The 16,897-nt window shown below is 71.4% G+C and carries 17 protein-coding genes and 1 tRNA gene; 8 read left to right on the top strand and 10 right to left on the bottom strand.

Features of this window, described 5'->3' with window-relative positions; genetic code table 11:
- Window positions 1-6 precede the first annotated feature (6 nt).
- Both O7629_RS07595 and O7629_RS07590 read right to left on the bottom strand, forming a co-directional pair.
- Entirely contained in the window at window positions 7-1,293 is a 1,287-nt protein-coding gene (locus O7629_RS07595) for a sugar ABC transporter substrate-binding protein (RefSeq protein ID WP_278168324.1), read from the bottom strand.
- 57 nt (window positions 1,294-1,350) lie between these two features.
- Window positions 1,351-2,364: a hydroxyacid dehydrogenase gene (locus O7629_RS07590; protein WP_278174450.1), complete on the bottom strand. Its 1,014-nt coding sequence runs from the start codon at window positions 2,362-2,364 to the stop codon at window positions 1,351-1,353.
- Window positions 2,365-2,529: 165 nt separating this feature from the next.
- Here O7629_RS07590 and O7629_RS07585 point away from each other — a divergent pair, with 165 nt between their 5' ends.
- Complete coding sequence (locus O7629_RS07585; RefSeq protein WP_278168323.1) at window positions 2,530-3,627, top strand: LacI family DNA-binding transcriptional regulator; 1,098 nt, start codon at window positions 2,530-2,532, stop codon at window positions 3,625-3,627.
- Between the two features lie 2 nt (window positions 3,628-3,629).
- Here the strand turns inward: O7629_RS07585 and O7629_RS07580 are convergent, their stop codons facing one another.
- From O7629_RS07580 to O7629_RS07565, 4 genes are all read right to left on the bottom strand, one after another.
- Window positions 3,630-5,630, bottom strand: a complete 2,001-nt coding sequence (locus O7629_RS07580; RefSeq protein ID WP_278168322.1) for a DUF2264 domain-containing protein — start codon at window positions 5,628-5,630, stop codon at window positions 3,630-3,632.
- The gene (locus O7629_RS07575) at window positions 5,627-7,543 is read right to left on the bottom strand and encodes a heparinase II/III family protein (protein WP_278168321.1); all 1,917 of its coding nucleotides are present in this window, start codon (window positions 7,541-7,543) and stop codon (window positions 5,627-5,629) included. Before O7629_RS07575 ends, O7629_RS07580 begins: the two co-directional genes overlap by 4 nt.
- Window positions 7,533-8,321: a TIM barrel protein gene (locus tag O7629_RS07570; RefSeq protein ID WP_278168320.1), complete on the bottom strand. Its 789-nt coding sequence runs from the start codon at window positions 8,319-8,321 to the stop codon at window positions 7,533-7,535. The genes O7629_RS07575 and O7629_RS07570 overlap by 11 nt, the downstream gene beginning before the upstream one ends.
- A 149-nt stretch (window positions 8,322-8,470) precedes the next feature.
- Window positions 8,471-9,397, bottom strand: a complete 927-nt coding sequence (locus tag O7629_RS07565) for an SAM-dependent methyltransferase (RefSeq protein ID WP_278168319.1) — start codon at window positions 9,395-9,397, stop codon at window positions 8,471-8,473.
- 367 nt (window positions 9,398-9,764) lie between these two features.
- On the opposite strand from O7629_RS07565, the gene O7629_RS07560 reads away from it, so the two are divergent.
- Both O7629_RS07560 and O7629_RS07555 read left to right on the top strand, forming a co-directional pair.
- Window positions 9,765-10,616 carry a hypothetical protein gene (locus tag O7629_RS07560; RefSeq protein ID WP_278168318.1) on the top strand — a complete coding sequence of 284 codons (852 nt, stop codon included), beginning with the start codon at window positions 9,765-9,767 and terminating at the stop codon, window positions 10,614-10,616.
- Between the two features lie 160 nt (window positions 10,617-10,776).
- Window positions 10,777-11,070, top strand: a complete 294-nt coding sequence (locus O7629_RS07555) for a type II toxin-antitoxin system Phd/YefM family antitoxin (protein WP_158632051.1) — start codon at window positions 10,777-10,779, stop codon at window positions 11,068-11,070.
- A 364-nt stretch (window positions 11,071-11,434) separates the two neighbouring features.
- Here the strand turns inward: O7629_RS07555 and O7629_RS07550 are convergent.
- Both O7629_RS07550 and O7629_RS07545 read right to left on the bottom strand, forming a co-directional pair.
- Window positions 11,435-11,509, bottom strand: a tRNA-Val gene (locus O7629_RS07550).
- Window positions 11,510-11,569: 60 nt separating this feature from the next.
- Window positions 11,570-11,968, bottom strand: a complete 399-nt coding sequence (locus tag O7629_RS07545) for a TIGR02611 family protein (RefSeq protein WP_278174449.1) — start codon at window positions 11,966-11,968, stop codon at window positions 11,570-11,572.
- Window positions 11,969-12,439: 471 nt separating this feature from the next.
- On the opposite strand from O7629_RS07545, the gene O7629_RS07540 reads away from it, so the two are divergent.
- The 5 genes from O7629_RS07540 (at window position 12,440) to O7629_RS07520 (ending at window position 15,356) form a co-directional block, all read left to right on the top strand.
- Window positions 12,440-12,871, top strand: a complete 432-nt coding sequence (locus O7629_RS07540; RefSeq protein WP_123600885.1) for an SsgA family sporulation/cell division regulator — start codon at window positions 12,440-12,442, stop codon at window positions 12,869-12,871.
- Window positions 12,872-13,064: 193 nt separating this feature from the next.
- A complete protein-coding gene (locus O7629_RS07535; protein WP_278168317.1) occupies window positions 13,065-14,051 on the top strand; it encodes an AraC family transcriptional regulator in 987 nt (328 codons plus the stop codon).
- Window positions 14,006-14,461, top strand: coding sequence for an Rrf2 family transcriptional regulator (locus O7629_RS07530; RefSeq protein ID WP_123600883.1), 456 nt, complete (start codon window positions 14,006-14,008; stop codon window positions 14,459-14,461). The genes O7629_RS07535 and O7629_RS07530 overlap by 46 nt, the downstream gene beginning before the upstream one ends.
- Before the next feature lie 89 nt (window positions 14,462-14,550).
- Complete coding sequence (locus O7629_RS07525; RefSeq protein ID WP_278168316.1) at window positions 14,551-14,730, top strand: DUF4236 domain-containing protein; 180 nt, start codon at window positions 14,551-14,553, stop codon at window positions 14,728-14,730.
- Between the two features lie 74 nt (window positions 14,731-14,804).
- Window positions 14,805-15,356, top strand: coding sequence for a potassium channel family protein (locus O7629_RS07520; RefSeq protein WP_278168315.1), 552 nt, complete (start codon window positions 14,805-14,807; stop codon window positions 15,354-15,356).
- Here the strand turns inward: O7629_RS07520 and O7629_RS07515 are convergent.
- The gene (locus tag O7629_RS07515) at window positions 15,307-16,272 is read right to left on the bottom strand and encodes a hypothetical protein (protein WP_278168314.1); all 966 of its coding nucleotides are present in this window, start codon (window positions 16,270-16,272) and stop codon (window positions 15,307-15,309) included. The genes O7629_RS07520 and O7629_RS07515 overlap by 50 nt on opposite strands.
- A 90-nt stretch (window positions 16,273-16,362) precedes the next feature.
- Window positions 16,363-16,884 (bottom strand): VOC family protein, encoded by a 522-nt coding sequence (locus O7629_RS07510; protein WP_278168312.1) that lies wholly within the window; start codon window positions 16,882-16,884, stop codon window positions 16,363-16,365.
- Window positions 16,885-16,897 lie beyond the last annotated feature (13 nt).

Below are 16,897 nucleotides of genomic sequence, written 5' to 3'. Positions count from 1 at the left end.
TGCGAGTCAGTCGACCTCGGAGGTGACCCGCTCGCCCATCTCGGCGAGCCCGTCGTCCACGGCCCGCTCACCGATCATGATCAGCTCGTGCTCCTCGGTGAGGATGACGTCCACGTCGGAGGACTTCTCGCTGACCGGCATCTCCAGCACCACCTCGTCGGGCTGGAACGCCGCCTGGGCGACCTCGTCGTTGGTCATGCCGTCGACGCCGAAGTAGGTCTCGGTGATCGTCTCGTCGGAGTAGGCCGGGTAGACGCCGATGCTGGCGATCGCCGCCGCGCCCTCGGGGCCGGCGGCCCAGGCGACGAAGGTCCGGGCGGCCTCGGAGTTGCGGGCCTTGTTGTTGACCGCGAACGCCGTCGGCGAGCCGAAGGTGGTGACCGGGCCGCCCTCGGTGACCTGCGGCAGCGGCGCGATGCCCCAGTCGACGTCGATGCTGCCGGCCTTCTTCTCCTCGATCAGCCGGGCCGCGTACCAGGTGCCCATCGGCAGCATCGCGGCCTGCTCGGTGGAGAACATCGTGTGGTACTGGACCTTCTGCGTCGACGCCGTGGCCCACGGCAGAGTCGCGCCGGCGTCCTGCAGGTCGAGGACCATCTCGTAGCGGTCCTTGAGGAAGCCGTACTCGCCGCCGATCAGGTCGCCGCCGCTCTGCGCCGCCGCCGTCGAGTGGATGATGGAGCGCCAGGTGTGGTGGTAGGTGCCGTAGACGGTGTCCTGGCCGCTGCCGCTGGTCAGCTGCTTGGCCAGGTCGGCGTACTCGGCCCAGGTGAGGCTGGTCAGGTCGGCGCCGGTGTCGGCGAGCATGGCCTTGTTGTAGTACAGGACCCAGAAGTCCTGGCGGTACGGCAACGCGAAGTAGTCCCCGTCGAGGTTGAACGGCTCCAGGCTGAGGTACTTGCTCTGGTCGAGGTCGGCGGCCTCGTCGGCCACCGACGCCAACTGGCCGCGCAGCGCGTACCGGGAGTAGTCGGTGACGTTCTTCATGGTGAGCACGTCTGTCTGGTCGCCACCGGCCAGCATGGTGGTGACCTTCTCGGCGTAGTCGTCGGCGAGGATGTCCACCGGTTGCACGTCGATGTCCGGGTGAGCGGCCTCGAACCCGTCGATCAGGGCCGCGAACTCGGGGGTGCTGTCGTAGTTCCACAGGGCGATGGTGAGAATCTCGCGGCCGTCGTCGCCGACGGCCGGCTCGTCGCCACCACCGCAGCCGGCGGTGACGAGAACCAGTGCGGTCGCGGCGGCCACCGCCCTGCCGAGGTGTCGGTTCATCCTGCCGGTGTGTCGGTTCATCAGGTGACTCCTTTTGCGGAGGGTGCGGGATTTCTTAGTGGTACGGAGCCCGGCCGGTCAGGCGTGCAGCGTGAACGCGTCCGGGGTGACTTCGGCGTGCAGTGGTTCCCCGCCGGTCCAGCGGGCCAGTTCGTCGAGGGTGTGGTCGGTCAGCCGGTGGATCTCGGTGCCGAGGGAACCGGCCAGGTGCGGGCTGACCATGACGTTCGGGCTGCCGCGCAGGGCGGCGTCGACGGGTAGCGGTTCGGGGTCGGTGACGTCGAGGATCGCGTACAGCCGGCCGGAGCGGCATTCGGCGGCGAGCGCCGCCGGGTCGACCAGGCTGCCCCGGGCCGTGTTGATCACGGTCGCGTGGTCGGGCAGCAGCGCGAGTTCGGCCGCGCCGATCATGCGGTACGTGCTGGGCAGCTCCGGCGCGTGCAGGGTGAGGATGTCGCTGTGCGGCAGCAGCTCGGCCAGCTCGACCAGGGTGCCGCCGGCGAGCGTGACCTCGGCCGGGTCGGCGTACGGGTCGGCGACCAGGCAGCGGGCCGAGTCGAGGCAGCCGATCAGGTCGACGACCCGGCGGCCGATCCGGGAGAAGCCGACGACGCCGATGGTGCGGCGGTAGTTGGACAGGTCGCCGTGCCCGTGGTGGTGGCTCCATCCCCGGTACGCCCGGTCAGGGTCGGCGGCAATGAACGGCACTTTCTTGCCGGCGAAGATGATCGCGGCGAGGGTGTACTCGGCGACCGGCACGGCGTTGGCGTCGGCGGCGGTGCTGACCTGGATGCCGCGCCGCCACACCTCGTCGGTCACCAGTGACCGGACGCTGCCGGCGGCGTGGAAGACGGCGCGCAGGGCGGGCGCGGTGTCCAGCCGCTGCCGGGTCAGCGGGGGTGCCCCCCAGGACGTCACCAGCACCTCGACCGTGGCCAGCCGGGCGCGTACCGCCGGGGAGTCGAGTTCGTCGGCCCAGATCGGATCGGCCAGGGCGACAAGGCCGCCGAGGCGCTCCAGCCGAGCCTCGTCGAAGTGGGCCCGGTAGGAGTCCCGGTCCATCACGACGAGCGCCTGCGGCGGGGTGTGCACCGTCAACGTGTCTCCTCTGGTGGCGAATCTCCGGCCGACGTCCGACGTCGTGGGGACCTGCTGGATTCGCCGATGTGACATGGTTAACCTTCGGTGAACATGCTCGCTACCAGCCGATCTCATTCGGTCGGAAACGTTCGCGAACGAACATGGACGGGAGTGCCCATGCCGGCGGATCGGATGTTCAACCTGCAGCGCCGGGAGCGGCTGCTGGAGGAGCTGCGCCGGCACGGATCGGTACGGGTGGCCGACCTGGCCCCGCTGCTCGGGGTGAGTGAGCTGACCGTACGCCGCGACATCGCCGCCCTGGCCGAGAGCAACCTGCTGACCAGAGTGCACGGCGGTGCGACCCTGCCCACCCAGCTCGGGCCGGCACCGCGCCGACCCCGGGTGGCGCCGACCCGGTTCACCATCGGCATGGTGGTGCCGTCACTGGACTACTACTGGCCGCAGATCGTCACCGGCGCCCGCAGCGCCGCCGCCTCGCTCGGCGTACACATCCAGCTGCGCGGGTCGAGCTACGACCCGACCGAGGACCGCCGGCAGATCACCCGGCTGATCGACGCGCAACAGGTGCAGGGGCTACTGCTGGCACCCAGCCTGGACACCGACGGTGCCGCCGACATGATCGCCTGGATCGGCAACCTGCCGGTGCCGACGATCCTGGTCGAACGGCAGGCCCCCCGGTGGACCCCTACCCTGCGCCAGCTCGAATGGGTCCGCAGCGACCACGCCCTCGGCCTGGAGATGGCGGTACGGCACCTGCACGAGCACGGTCACCGTCGGATCGGCCTGGTGCTCTCCAAGGGCAGTCCCACCTCCGCCCACCTCGCCCAGGGCTGGGCGCTGGCCTGCGCGGACCTGGGCCTGCCCGCCGACCTGGTCATCCGGGAAGCGGTCGCGTTGGACTCCCCGGGGCACCGGGAGATCATCGGCGACGTGCTGCGGCGGTGCCGCCGCGAAGGCGTCACCGCACTGATCGTGCACGGCGACCCGGACGCCATGTCGGTCGCGCAGTACTGCGCCGAGCAGGGCGTGCCGATCCCCGACCAGCTCGCCCTGGTCTCCTACGACGACGAGGTGGCGCACCTGGCCGAGCCGGCGCTCAGCTCCGTCCGCCCGCCGAAGAACCAGGTGGGCCGGGTGGCGGTCGAGCTGATGGTGGCCCGGCTGGTCGAGGGCCGGCGCCGCCCGGTGCAACGGGTGCTGATCACCCCCGAACTGGTGATCCGCGAATCGTCCACGCCCCGGCCGCCGCGCTGAGCTCACCCCGGCGCGGCCGGCAGCAGCATCGTCGAGGTGTGACCGTCCGGCCAGCGGATGTCGACCGTGTCGCCAGGGCCGCCGGCCGTCACCGCAACCGCCGGCGCGGCGGCATCCGCCGGACCTCCCCCGGCACCGGCCGGGTCGGATCCGGCGCCGGTCAGGGTCACGGCCGCCACGTGCACCCGGCCGGGTGCCGGCGCGGTGGCGGTCCGCAGCACCGGCACCGCCACCTGATCACCCAGCGGCGAGGTGGACCGCTCCCGGCGTACCTGCGCATGCTCGAAGCCGGCCAGGCCGACCAGCCGGGACGTGACCGCGGCGCCGGCCACGACGGACACCGGCGGGTCGTCGCCGGTACGCGCGGGCGGCGGTACGTCACCGGCGACCGGCCAGCCGCTGAGCTCCAGCACGGTGCCGTCGTCGAGGCCGTCGGCGGAGTCGACCCGGGCCAGTCGTACCTCGGTCGGGCCGCGCACCGCCGAGGCCACCGTCACCACTGGGCCCCGGCGCAGCCGGCCCCGCCGGCCGGACCCGTGGTCCGGGCCGGTGTCGTCGTCGGTGTCGACCCAGTGGGTGTCGGCCCGCGACACCGCCCAACCGACCCCGTTGACCAGCCGGCAGTCGACCGTCACGAACCCGTTGCGGTGACTGCTCCGGCCCGTCGCGTCGACCACCGTGACCGAATTGTCCGACGGGTCGCCGACGGTGGCCCCGGTCAGCGGCGGCATCGTCGCCGTCGAGTAGCCGAGCCGGGCGTACAGCGGCGAGTCGGCGCGCTCGTCGCCGGGCACCGAGTGGTCGGTGCCGTGGTTGACCACCCGGACCACGCCGTCACTCCGCGTGCCGGCGACCAGCCAGCCCGGCGTCGGCAGCGCGGCCAGCAGGTCCGCCCGCTCGACCGGTAACGGCTGCTCGGTCGCCGTCCACACCGGATGATCGGCCGGCAGGGCCAGCCCCAGCATCCCCTTCGCCGCCCAGTACGGCGACCCTGGCCCCGAGTACGACTGGGCCATCGTCGGCCACTCGTGGTGCCAGCCGATGGGCAGCAGACCACGCCCGTCCGGTGCCCCGTGGTCATGGAAGTGGCGCAGCATCCCGCTCGCCGCCCGACGTAGCACCCCCGGCGCCACGTCGGTCGCACCGGTCATCGCCCCGACCCACAGCGGTGCGGCCGCCGCGAACCGGTACGCCAGGCTGCGGCCCTGCATCAGCGGCGACCCGTCGGCCCCGACCAGCCGGACCGCGTCGTCGAGGAACGCCGCGAGCCGCTGCCGCCACGCCTGACGCAGCCCGTCCGGGCACAGCTCACCGGCCTGGTCGGCCCAGAGCAGCGGGTAGACGTGCAACGCCCAGCCGACGTAGTGGTCGTAGGCGCGCTCCGGGCCGTCGGAGTACCAGCCGTCGGCCCGGTACAGCGACTCGTGCACCCGCAGCCCCGACTCGATGTCCTCAGTCGACCACGGGCCGCCGACCGAGCGCAGGAAGGTCTCCACGACGATCTGGAACCACACCCAGTTGATCGGCGGATACGCCTGCCCGACGACAGTGGCCAGCCAGTCGACGGTGCGCTGCCGGGTCGCCTCGTCGAGCCGGTCCCACAGCCAGGGCCGGGTCAGGTGCAGCCCCAACGCGATCGAGCAAGCTTCGACCTTGGCCTGGTCCAGCCGGTCCGGCCGGGGCCAGGCGGTCGGCGAGGTCGGGTCGGTGCCGGCGCGCAGCCCGGCGGCGTACCAGTCGGCCAGCCCGTGCGGGTCGGCGCCGGCCTCGCCGTGCAGCCGGACCGCTGCCAGCAGAAACGACCGGGCGAACGCCTCGAGCGAGTCGCTGTCCGGTCCGTAGGCGCTGGACCGGCCGGGCAGGTCGATCCGGGCGTGGTCGGGCGAGGCGTACGGACGCAGCGCCAGCAGCATCCGGTCGGCGGCCGCCGCCCAGTGCGCGCGGGTGTAGCCGGTGAACGGCGACAGCCGCCAGTCGTCGGCTGCCTCTTCGTCGGCGATCATTCGGAGCCTCCGTTGACGGTCACGGTGACGGAACCGGTCCGCTGGGCCGGCAGGGTGAGCACGAGCCGGTGCACGGCTGGGCCCCAGACGTCGCGCAGCAGCGGGTCGTCGACCGACTCTCGCTCCAGCCGGCCGACGCCGAGCAGCGGATCCCAGGTGAGGACGATGTCCCCGCCGGCCAGGGTCCGTACGGCGAGCCGCCCGGCGGTGTGGGTCAGCGGCTCGCCGGCGACGACGTGGTGCAGCCGCAGGTCGGCCGGGTCGTCGACCTGCCACCGCTCGGTGACGGTCACCGTCGACCGGCGGCGGTCCAGCCGCACCTGCCGCAGCCACGACCGGCAGCCGGCCTCCGGCGGGTACGCGGCGGCCAGGTCCAGGTGCAGCGCGTCGGCATCGGGTCCGGTGTCGGCGGCGACCGACGCTGCCCGGAAGTCGCGGCCGGCGGCCTGCCCGTGGCCACCGACGACCGGCAGGTTGTGCCACTCGCTGCGGGTGACCCACTGCTCGTACCGGCGGTCGGCGAACGAGATCGCGGTGTAGGTGGGCTGGCCGAGGTCGACCAGCACCGGGCACCCGTCCAGCGCGACCAGGTACGAGCCGACGTCGTTGTGGTTGTGGTTCTCGTCGTTGTGGCCGCCCTTGACCGCCACGGTCAGCCCGGCGGTGCTGCCGGCCCGTTCCCGACTGACCAGCAACTGCAGGTCGGGCAGCCAGGTGGTGGCCGGCAACGGCGGCGCGGTCGGTGGTTGGGTGATCCACTGCGGATCGGTCAGGCCGAGCACCGCCCGGCCCAGCCCGGCGGCGAGCGTCACGGCCGGCTCACCGGGGATACGGTGGCTGGCCGCGTGGTCGATCACCTGCCGGTCGCCGGTGGCCCGGCCCCAGCGGTGCAGCACCTGCCAGGCCTGCGCGGCGCTCGGCCGGGCCGGCCCGTCGCCGACGTTGACGTACCAGCCGTCGCCGAGGGCCATCCGGGGCGGGTAGCGGGCCAGTTGCGGCAACGGCGGCCACCGCCACGGGTCGAGCCGGCCGCCGAGGACCCGGTCGAGCAGGTCGAGGGCTTCGGCCAGCCGCGCCGGCCCGTTCCACCAGTACGCGTACCCCTCGTCGCAGCCGCCGTCGGCGGGCAGCGAGCCGAGGTAGCGGTCGAGTCCGTCGACGACGAGATTGACCGTTCGGGTCCGGACGTCCGCGTCATCGACCAGGAACAACGCGGCGGCCAGCAGGTGGCCGTGGATCCACGGGTTCCAGTTGTGCAGGTGCCCGTCCAGGCCGAGCCAGTGCCAGTCACGGCTGCCCAGGAACGGCTCGATCACCCGGGCGCGGGTCTCCCGGCGGATCCGTTGGCGCAGCCCCGGGGTGCGTTCGTCGAGCGCCGTACCGAGGATCAGGTCGGCCCAGGCCAGTACGGCAACCGTCTCGGCCGCCCCGAGGTCCAGGTACGGCCGGTCGACGTCGGGCACCACCCGACCGGCCTCGGCGGCGAACTGCTCGTGCGCCGCCCAGCACCAGGTGGTCTGCTCGCAGAGCTGCAGCAGCCCGTCGGCGGCCTCGTCGAGGTAGGGCTGGCCGTGCAGCGCGGCGGCCAGCGCGGATGTGGCGGTACGCCGCCGCAGCTCACCGGCGGGTTGCTCGTAAGCGGTGCGGACCCCGTCGCGCCAGTAGCGGGCGTAGTCGGACAGCAGCAGTCGGGGCCAGGCGGTGCCCCGGTCGGCCTCGGCGGCTGCCACGATGGCCCGCTCAGTGACGTCGTCGACATGCGGCCAAGCCGACCGACCGGTGCCGGCGGTGACTCCGATCGCCTGCCGTGCCTGGTCGAGTGCTGCCGTCCGCTGGTGCGGATCCAGCGCCGCCCACCGGCGGGCGAGCGGCCCGGGCCCGGCCGTCGCCGGCGGCCCGAACTCAGCCGTCATGCCGATCGGCAGTGATCAGCTGGGCCAGCGAAGCCGCTTCGGTGGCGACCCGGGCGGGATCGTCGTCGATCACGAACTCCAGCAGGGTGTCAAAGTCGCGGCCGGCACCGCGCAGTTCGGCGAAGACGTCGCGCCAGAGCCGGTCGCGGGCGGTCAACGGCAGCCGATGGTAGCCGGGCCACCAGGAGAAGACATGCACCGCGTCGACCCAGGGCAGCACCTGGCGCAGGTCGGCGACGGCGGCGGCGTCGGGCAGGTCGAGCGGCGGCTGCCAGTACGTGCGTACGGCCGGATGGTCGACGTCGGCGAGCAGCCGCAGCGTCGACTCGGCGGTGTCGGTCAACGTGCCGGAGTGGTATTCGAACGCGAGCTCGACCCCGACGGCGGCGGCCTGTTCGGCGGCGGCCCGGCTGGACCGGACCACTGCCCGACGCTGCTCGGCGCTGGCCTCGGCCGAGCCTAGGGTGCCGGCCCAGATCCGGATCCGGGGTGCGCCGAGCGCGACCGCGCTGGCGAGTACAGGCGCGAAGTCCTCGTCCGGGTCGGCCCCGGCGCGGAAGTAGGAGCCGTAGGAGGCGACCTCGACGCCCCGGTCCTGGCTGGCCGCGCGGACCAGGGCGGCGGCCCGGGTGTCGCCGGGCGGCACGTGCACGTCGCCGCCCCATTCGACGCGACGCAGGCCTGCCCGTGCGGCGACGTCCAGCACGGTGAGCGCCGGTTCCCGCCGGAGGGTCACCGAGCACATGCCACTGTGGAGCACCTGGTCGGTGGCTGTCACGTGCCCTCCTGGCGGGATCGGCAAGCGCTTTCCGCGAGACCCTAGATCAGCCGCCGGGCGAGTGCAACCACAGCGGGTCGACCGGGTCCGGGGCGATCGCCCGCCCGGGGGTCACCTGGACGATGCACCTACCGGCCATCTGCCCTGGGTCAAGGCTTACGTCCCAACCCGGCACCGATGATCTTCCCGGCGAGGGTCATCGGGTCCGGCACGACGCTGGTCGGGTCCGGACGCCAGAGCGGGTTGTAGACAACGCCTGGCTCCACCAGCTCCATGCCGGTGAAGAAGCCGCGGACCTCATCGAAGCTGCGGAACCGACCGCTGCCCAGGTCAGTGAGCATCACCCGCTCGATCTCGGCGGTCTCATCGCCGCCGTCGATGAAATGGGTGATGAACAGGTAGCTGCCCGACACGACGGCGTCCCGGTAACGCGCGACCAGCTGGCCGGGGTGCTGCGAATCGTCGAGGTGGTGAAGCACGGCCACCATGAGCAGTCCGACCGGTCGGTCGAGATCGATCACGGCCCGCAGATCGGGATGGTTCAGCACCGAGTCGGGGTCGCAGAAATCGGCTGTGATCACCGTGGTGTTCTGGTTCTCGGCCAGCAACGCGCGGCCGTGGGCCAGAACCATCGGATCGATGTCGACATAGACGACCCGGGCCTGCGGATTCACGCTCTGCGCGACCTCGTGGGTGTTCTGTACCGTCGGCAGGCCGGCGCCGAGGTCGATGAATTGATCGATGCCCTGGCTGGCCAGGTACCGAACGCCCCGGCCCAGCACGGCCCGGTTGTAGAGCGGCACGTCGGCACCACCGGGGGTGATCTCCATCAGCTTGTCGCGGACGGCCCGGTCGACAGCGAAGTTGTCCTTGCCGCCCAGCAGCGCGTCGTAGACCCGGGCCACGCTCGGGACCGTCATATCCACCCCGATCGGGGGCCCGGACTCTGAGTGCTGGACCTCGTCGACGTTGGAACTTTCGGCTCGCCTATCCACTAAGAGACTCCCGAGGGTGGCACGGTCGTGACAGGGAGAACAGCATAGCGAGATGCTGTGGCCACTGTGGCCAGCTGCCACCGAGAAGGTCTACCGGCCTTGTCAGGACGCCCTGTCGGTGCACGGTACCGGGCGATCCGAGCCGGCGGGCCGGTCCGCCCGCCGGCTCGGTGCAGTTGTCCGTCTACTCCAACCGTAGGCGGACCAGGGATCGCGGCTCCCGCCCAGCGCGAGGAGGGCACCGCCCGCCGTCGCGGTAACGCGTAGGTTGAGCAGCCGTCGCGCCGGCGCCCGCGGTAGGGCAGACGAACAGCATGCTCACCGCGACGACGCCCAGCCACAGCGACAGGTTCTCGGCCACCCACAAAGGATCTTGCAGGAAAGTTGTTGGTGGCCGGGCAGCGCCGTGCTCACAGCTGTGTCAGATCCCACGAGTAGGGAGAGCACAGTGAACAATCGACTGGTACGTCTGGCGCTGGCCGCACTGGTGGCGGCGGGTAGCACCCTGGTCGGGGTGGCGGTGGCCGCTCCGGCGTCGGCGGTGCCCGGCCTGGTCTTCGTCAGCGGCGTCAGCGCGCTCGATTCGACCAGCAGCAAGGAAGCCCTCGCGGTCTGCCCGGCCGGCACCCGGATCCTCGGTGGCGGCGGCTACGTCAGCGGCGGCGGCCGGCAGGTCGGGTTCACCCGACTGCAGGCACTCGGTAGCAGCGACCGGTTCGCCGCCGGTGCCGCGGAGAACGGCGCCTACGCCGGCAACTGGCGGGTGTACGCGTACGGCATCTGCGGCCGGGCGCCGGCCGGGCTGCAGTACGTCAGCTTCCAGACGGCCAGCAACTCCGACAGCTACAAGGCCGCAACGGCGACCTGCCCGGCCGGCAAGCAGTTGATCAGCGTCGGTGCCCGCACCCTGAACGGTGCCGGCAACGTGGTGATCGACGATCTGCGACCGAACGGGGCGCTGACCAGCGCCACGGTCACCGGCTACGAGGACGAGGCCGGCTACGCCGGCAGCTGGAGCCTCTGGTCGTACGGTGTCTGCGCCAACCCGCTGCCCGGACTCCAACTGGTCACCGCGACCTCGGCGGTCAACTCCACCGACAAGGTGGTCGGCGCCTCGTGCCCGGCCGGCAAGCGGCTGCACGGGTTGGGTGCCGAGATCACCGGCGGGGTGGGCCAGGCGATCCACGCTGGCGTCTACCCGGACGCCGCGCTGACCAGCGCCGTCGACATCTCGCTGGAGGACCCGACCGGCATCCCCGGCAACTGGTACACCCGCGCGTACGCGATCTGCGCGACCTGAACCGACAACGTCGATGATCATCGGTGCGGCCGACCCGGACGGGTCGGCCGCACCTCACCTGCCGCAGCGCCCGGGCGGCGGGTTCCGGCACCGGGAACGCAGCACCGGAAGCAGCACCGGAGCCTCGTGGTCAAGATTCTGGTCAACTAGAATTCAGGTCATGACGATTCTTCCGCTCAACGAGGTCAAGACCCGGTTCTCCGCGATCGCCGACGAGGTCGCGGCCACCCACGATCGAGTCGTGGTGACCCGGAACGGCAAGCCCCACGTCATGGTGATCTCCGTAGACGAGTTCGAGTCTCTCCAGATGACCCGCGAGATCCTCGCGACACCTGGCGCGCTCGAGGACATCAGGGAAGGCGCGAGGGACATCGAGGAGGGTCGCTACCACACACTCGCCGATGCTCGGGTAGCGCTTGAGGCTCGGCGCCGCGACGAGGCTGACGAGTTGTGAGCGATCGCTATGACGTACGGCTGTCACCAGGGGCGTCCCGCGCGTTGCCGGTTGGACCACCTCGAGGTCTCCCGGAGGCCGCCGCCTTCGCTGTATATGAATTCCTTGACGGGCCACTGCGGGAGGACCCGTGGCGCGTGTCCAAGCCTCTACGAGACGAACTAGACGGCTTTCGAGGAGCACGTCGGGGTGAATACCGTGTCGTCCTTTCCGTCGACGAGGAACACAGGATCGTCAACGTCGTCCGGATCGACCACCGCACGAACATCTACCGATAGCGGTTGAACACCGCCCCAGACCAACCTGGTAGGCCAGTCAGCGGTAGAGGCCCCCCGGTCCGGGATGCCTCTACTGGCTGCATAGATGGTGGGCGATACTGGGATCGAACCAGTGACCTCTTCGGTGTGAACGAAGCGCTCTCCCGCTGAGCTAATCGCCCTCAGCGCGCATGACTGTACCCGATCGTCCCGCCCGGGCGCACATCCGGGTCGCGGTCGGCTCAGGTGGTGGCGAGGTAGCGCAGGAAGCTGGCGATCACGTCGATGCCGAGGCCGACCTTCAGCGAGACGATCACCACGGCCGCGACGAAGACCAGGCCCACCCCGGCGATGCCGAGCCGCACCGGCCAGCTCTGCCGGGTCGCCCACCGGGTCCACCCCTGGACGTGGCGGCGGGCGAAGGCGAGCAGCCGCTTGGCCCAGTGGAACTCCACGCCCCAGACCGCCAGTCCGCCGAAGACGATCAGCCAGCCCGGCCCGGGTAGTGGGATCAGCACCAGGCCGAGGACCACGATCAGGGCGCCGAGCAGGCCGACGCCGACCTTCAGGGCGATCCGGCCGGTGGGATTTGAGCGGATCAGGGCGAGGGTCACCCGGATCCGTTGGCGCAGCCCGGACAACGTACGCGGTGCCTCCGGTTCGGGACGATCGGTGACGGCGACCGGAGCGCCGCTCCCATCCTGACGTCCGATCGGGTCACTGCCCACCTGGTCTCCCCCCGACTCGGCGTGTCCGACAGTCTCATCCGCCGGGTCGTACGGCGCATGACCCGGTGTTGAATTCTCGGTCATCCGCTTGGCGGAGGAGGGTTTTATGGCCATTTTGCCCCTCATTGTCGCCTGCCCCGTCACCACAGGGCACCACTGGACGTTACCGGAGTGAGTCGACGTCTGAACCACCCGACGCCGGGCACGTCCCAGTACCCAAGCAGAGCCGGACAAGCCACCTAAAAAGGACTTTTTTAGTGCATCCCGGAACCGCTTCCCTCTACTGGGTGAGATCAGCGATAGACGGAGCGTAGTCAAATGCAAGGCCGGAGTATGGGGAAAGCGGGGCGGGCGTCCCGCAGCGGTGCCGGGGGGAGAACGTCCATGAGTGTCATCCGACCAACGACCGTCGAGGTCGAGACGTCACTACGGCTCATCGCGCCTGACGCTACTGCGCTGCCGGTACGAGCCAGCCTGCGTTACGAACCGAGTGATCCGTACGCGGTCCACGTGCTCTTCCACGCGGAGTCGGCCGGCGGTGAAGCGGTCAGCTGGTCGTTCGCCCGAGAGCTTCTGGTGACCGGTCTCGACGAACCGGCCGGGATCGGCGACGTCCGGGTCTGGCCCTGGGCGACTCCCCGGGGCGATTTCGTGGCGCTCGCGCTGAGCTCCCCGGACGGTAACGCGCTGTTCGAGGTGCCGCGCAGCGTCCTGGTCCGCTTTCTGCGCCGCACCTACGTGGTGGTGCCCCGCGGCCGCGAGTCCGACCACCTGGACGTGGACACCGCGGTGAACCGGCTGCTGGCCGGGCGCTGATCGGAACGGCCCGACTCCGCCCGACCCGGCGGGGATTGCGGCTGTTTCGCGTGACGGGAGTACGGCGATGCGCCGTACTCCCGCCGCTGGTGCCGCCGCCGGTGCGCCCCGGCACCTCCGCGCTGGGACGACGCGACGATCCGCCCGGTGGTCGGGATGCGGTTGCGGCGTACTGCGGTTACCGTCGAGAACGATGGTTCAGCCCGATCAGCTCGCCCGCCGGATGTCCGACCCGGATCCCCACGGGCCAGCGATCAGCGCGACTACTCTCAGTGACAGCCTGACTGCTGACGCACCACCCCGACCACGGCTACTCCCCCACGACGAGCTGCTACTGGTCACCGCCGGTCACGGCAGCTACGAGATCGACTTTGTCGCGTACCCTTGCCGACCCGGCACCTTGCTGTGGGCCCATGCCGGGCAGGTGGTCCGGGCCGGCGGACAGCACGGTCTGGACGCGATCCTGGTGCGGTGGACCGCGGCACCAGGCATGCCGGACCGGCCCACCTCCCGCGCCCACTGGCAGCTCACCGGTGAGGACGCCGACGCCATCATCAACGAGGTCAGCCAACTCGTCGTGGACAGCCAGCGGCCCCGGCGGACGACGCTCGTCGACGAACTCCTCCGCCATGAGCTGCGGGTCCTGCTGCTGCGGATCGCCCTGCTGCCGTACGACTCCCCGCCGGCGCTCGATGCCGCCACCGCAGATGACCGTCCCGGTGACGATCCCACATGGGCGGACGGGGCCACCGGGGCCGGCTCGTCGAGGTGGGACACCTTCCGGCGGTTCCGGGCCGAGGTGGAGCGCGACCACGCGCGCAGCCGACGGGTCGAGGAGTACGCCGAACGGCTGTCCTGCGCGGTCCGGACCCTCACCCGGGCCAGTCTGACCGTGGCCGGGCGGACCGCCAAACAGGTGATCGACGACCGGGTGGCCCTACAGGCCAAGCGGTTGCTCGCGGCGACCGACCTGCCGGTGGCCCAGATCGGTGCGCGGCTCGGCTTCCCCGAGCCGACGAACTTCGGCCGTTTCTTTCAGCGCGAGGTGGGGTGCAGCCCGGGTAGCTTCCGCGCCGACCTGCGGGAACGCCCACCGGTGACCGACCGGGTCGCGGCAACCGGCATGATGGTGGCGTGCAGATCTCCGCGCGCGGCGACTACGCGGTACGAGCAGCGCTGATCCTGGCTGCCGCGTACCCGACGCTGATGTCCACCCAGGCGATCGCCGCCGAGCAGGACATGCCGCGCAAATTCCTCGAGGCGGTGCTGGCCGACCTGCGCCGCGGCGGGGTGGTCCGGGCGCAGCGCGGTGCGGAGGGTGGCTACACGCTGAGCCAGCCACCCGGGGACGTCACCATCGGCATGATCCTGCGGGCGGTGGACGGGCCGCTGGCCGGGGTGCGCGGACTGCGTCCGGAGGAGACCCGGTACGCCGGTGCCGCGGAGAACCTGCCCCGGCTCTGGATCGCGGTACGCGCCGCGTTGCGCGAGGTGGTCGACGAGGTCAGCCTCGCCGAGGTACTCACCGGCCGGATGCCGGCGCACGTACGCAAATTGACGCTGAAGCCGGATGCCTGGGAGTCCCGCTAGTCAGGCATGTGGACGGTGGGGTTTGCCGATCGATGCGGCAGGGAACTGACCAGCCCACCTGCTGACGGCCGATGGAGGGAGCGCAAGCGATGGGCGTCATGTTCCGCAAGCGGAAGCGGTTCGGCCCGCTCCAGTTGAACTTTACCGAGAACGGGTTTTCGTCCTGGACCATCCGGATCGGCCGATGGTCGTGGAACTCGCGAGCCAGGCGGCACCGGTACGACCTGCCTGGCCCGTTCTCGTGGAAGCAGGACAAGTCGCGTAGCTGAGCGGCGCAGGACAGCGGTCGAAGGCTCGGCGGGATCGCCCCGCCGGGCCTTTGCTCTGTAGGAATAATAACTTTATGTCCGATATAGCTGGAGATGATGCTCTGTCCCGTACCCGGAGTCCCCGCCGGGCCGAGGTACGGCGTACCACTGCCATCTGCCTGCTGATGGTCCTGCTCTACTACCTGGTCCCGGTGGAGCCGGGGGTGACGGGGATGCATCTCGCGGTCCGCGCTGTGGTCACCGTCGTCGGCGTGGCTCTGGTGGCCGCGCTGGTGCTACAGCAGATCCGCGACCAGATCACCGCCGATCCGTCCGACGTACGCCTCACCCGGCTGGCGATCGCGCTGGTCGGCGGAGTGGTCGTGTTCGCGCTGGCCGACCTGGTCATCTCGTTCAGCGACCCGGACCAGTTCGTCAACATGACGACGAAGACCGACGCGCTCTACTTCGCGATCGGCACGCTCACCACCGTCGGCTACGGCGACGTGCACGCCGAGGGCCAACTCGCCCGCGCGGCGGTCTGCGTCCAGATGGTGTTCAGCGTCGGAGTGCTCGCCACCGGCGCGTCGCTGCTGGTCAGGCGGTGGACGGAGTACGCCCGCCGGCAGCCGGGGCGGTCGGGGTGATCTCCACGTCGCCGGCCAACCGGCCGTCCGCCGGCCGGCGCCGCACCTGGTCGGCGGCGAGCATACCGGCCAGTGCCCGGTTGGCGTCGGCAGCCCGGTGGACCGTCCCGGTCACCGTGAAGCTGCGCAGCTCAGCGACGGTCCGAGAGCCGCACTCGACGAGATGGGCGTACAGCCGGTCGCGCAACGTCGCGAGCCCGTGGTCCGGCTCCTGCCCGGCGACGGCCGTGTCCGGCTTAGGCCCGGGGACGGCCGTCGCCCGCGGATCGTCGGCGGCACGCAGCCCCCACCCCGCCGGACCGACCTCCCAGAGCGCCTCCTTGAACGCCTCGATGCGTTTGCCGGACCCGGTGGCGAAGGCGACCGGGTACGCCGTACCACCGTCGACCTGCCCGACCCCGCCGCCCGGCACCAGCTCGACGACGCTGACCAGCGGAAAGCCGGCTGTGGTCAACACCGGGCGCAGTTCAGCTGATGAAGCCGCTCCGACCACCAGCAGCTCGGCCGGGCGGCCGGCCGTCGACGCGCGCCACACGGCGGGTCCGGGCAACGGGCCACCGGCCAGGTCGAGGTGGCACAACAGCGGCGCGTTGGCGGCCGCGGCGGCGGTCACGGCCACCGGGAGCAACTCCGGACCGCCGGGCAGCAGATGTGCCGTCACCGCTGCCGGCAGCCCGGTCGGGTCCGCCTCGGCACCGGAGGACGTAACGGTGACGACCGTCAGATGCCGGCCGGTGACCAGTTCCGGGTGGTCGGCGACGACACGCAGCGCAGCGTCCGCGGTGGCCCCCGGCGGGCCCTGGTACGCCTGAACGAAGGTGGCACGGCGGGCCTGGCGCAGCGCGGCGGGAACCCAGGTGCTCAGGTGGCGGAGCAACAGGTCACGCGGGACCCGGCCCGCCGGCTCGGCTGTCATGGCGTCCGTTCTACCGGCCCGGGTCACGGCCCGCACGGGCGGGGCCGACCGACCCGTTGGCGGGCCGCTGTCGGCCCGGCGGCCACGGGGTCAGCCCGGCACCGAGACGCCGACGCCCCCGCGGGTCCGGGCGCCGTACCGCTGCTTCTCGCGGGCCAGGTCGAGCGGCCGGATCCGCTTGCGGGCGACGAGCGTCTGCTCGTCGAGGCGGTCGGCGGGAACCAGCCAGACGACCTCGAACTCCAGCCCGTCCGGGTCCCGGCCGTACAGGCTCTTGGTGGTCCCGTGGTCAGAGGTCCCGACCAGGGCGCCAGCGGCGGCGAGCCGGGTGGCGAGCACCTCGAGCTCGTCGAGCGTGTCCACCTCCCAGGCCAGGTGGTAGAGGCCGACGGTGCCGCGACCGGCGCCGGACGGCGCGGCGTGCCCACCGATCTCGAACAGGCCGAGGTCGTGATCGTTGGTGGAGCCGGGGGCCTGCAGGAAGGCCGCGCCGGAGAAGCCGTCGGGGGTCATCGGCACGACGGAGAACCCGAGCACGTCCCGGTAGAAGGCCAGGCTCCGGTCGAGGCTCGAGATGTACAGCACGGCGTGGTTGAGACGGTGGATTCCCATGTCGTGAAGGTTA

Origin of the sequence: Solwaraspora sp. WMMD792, from assembly GCF_029626105.1 — a bacterium.
Lineage (GTDB): Bacteria > Actinomycetota > Actinomycetes > Mycobacteriales > Micromonosporaceae > Micromonospora_E.
This window is presented reverse-complemented; position numbering and strand designations above follow the sequence as displayed.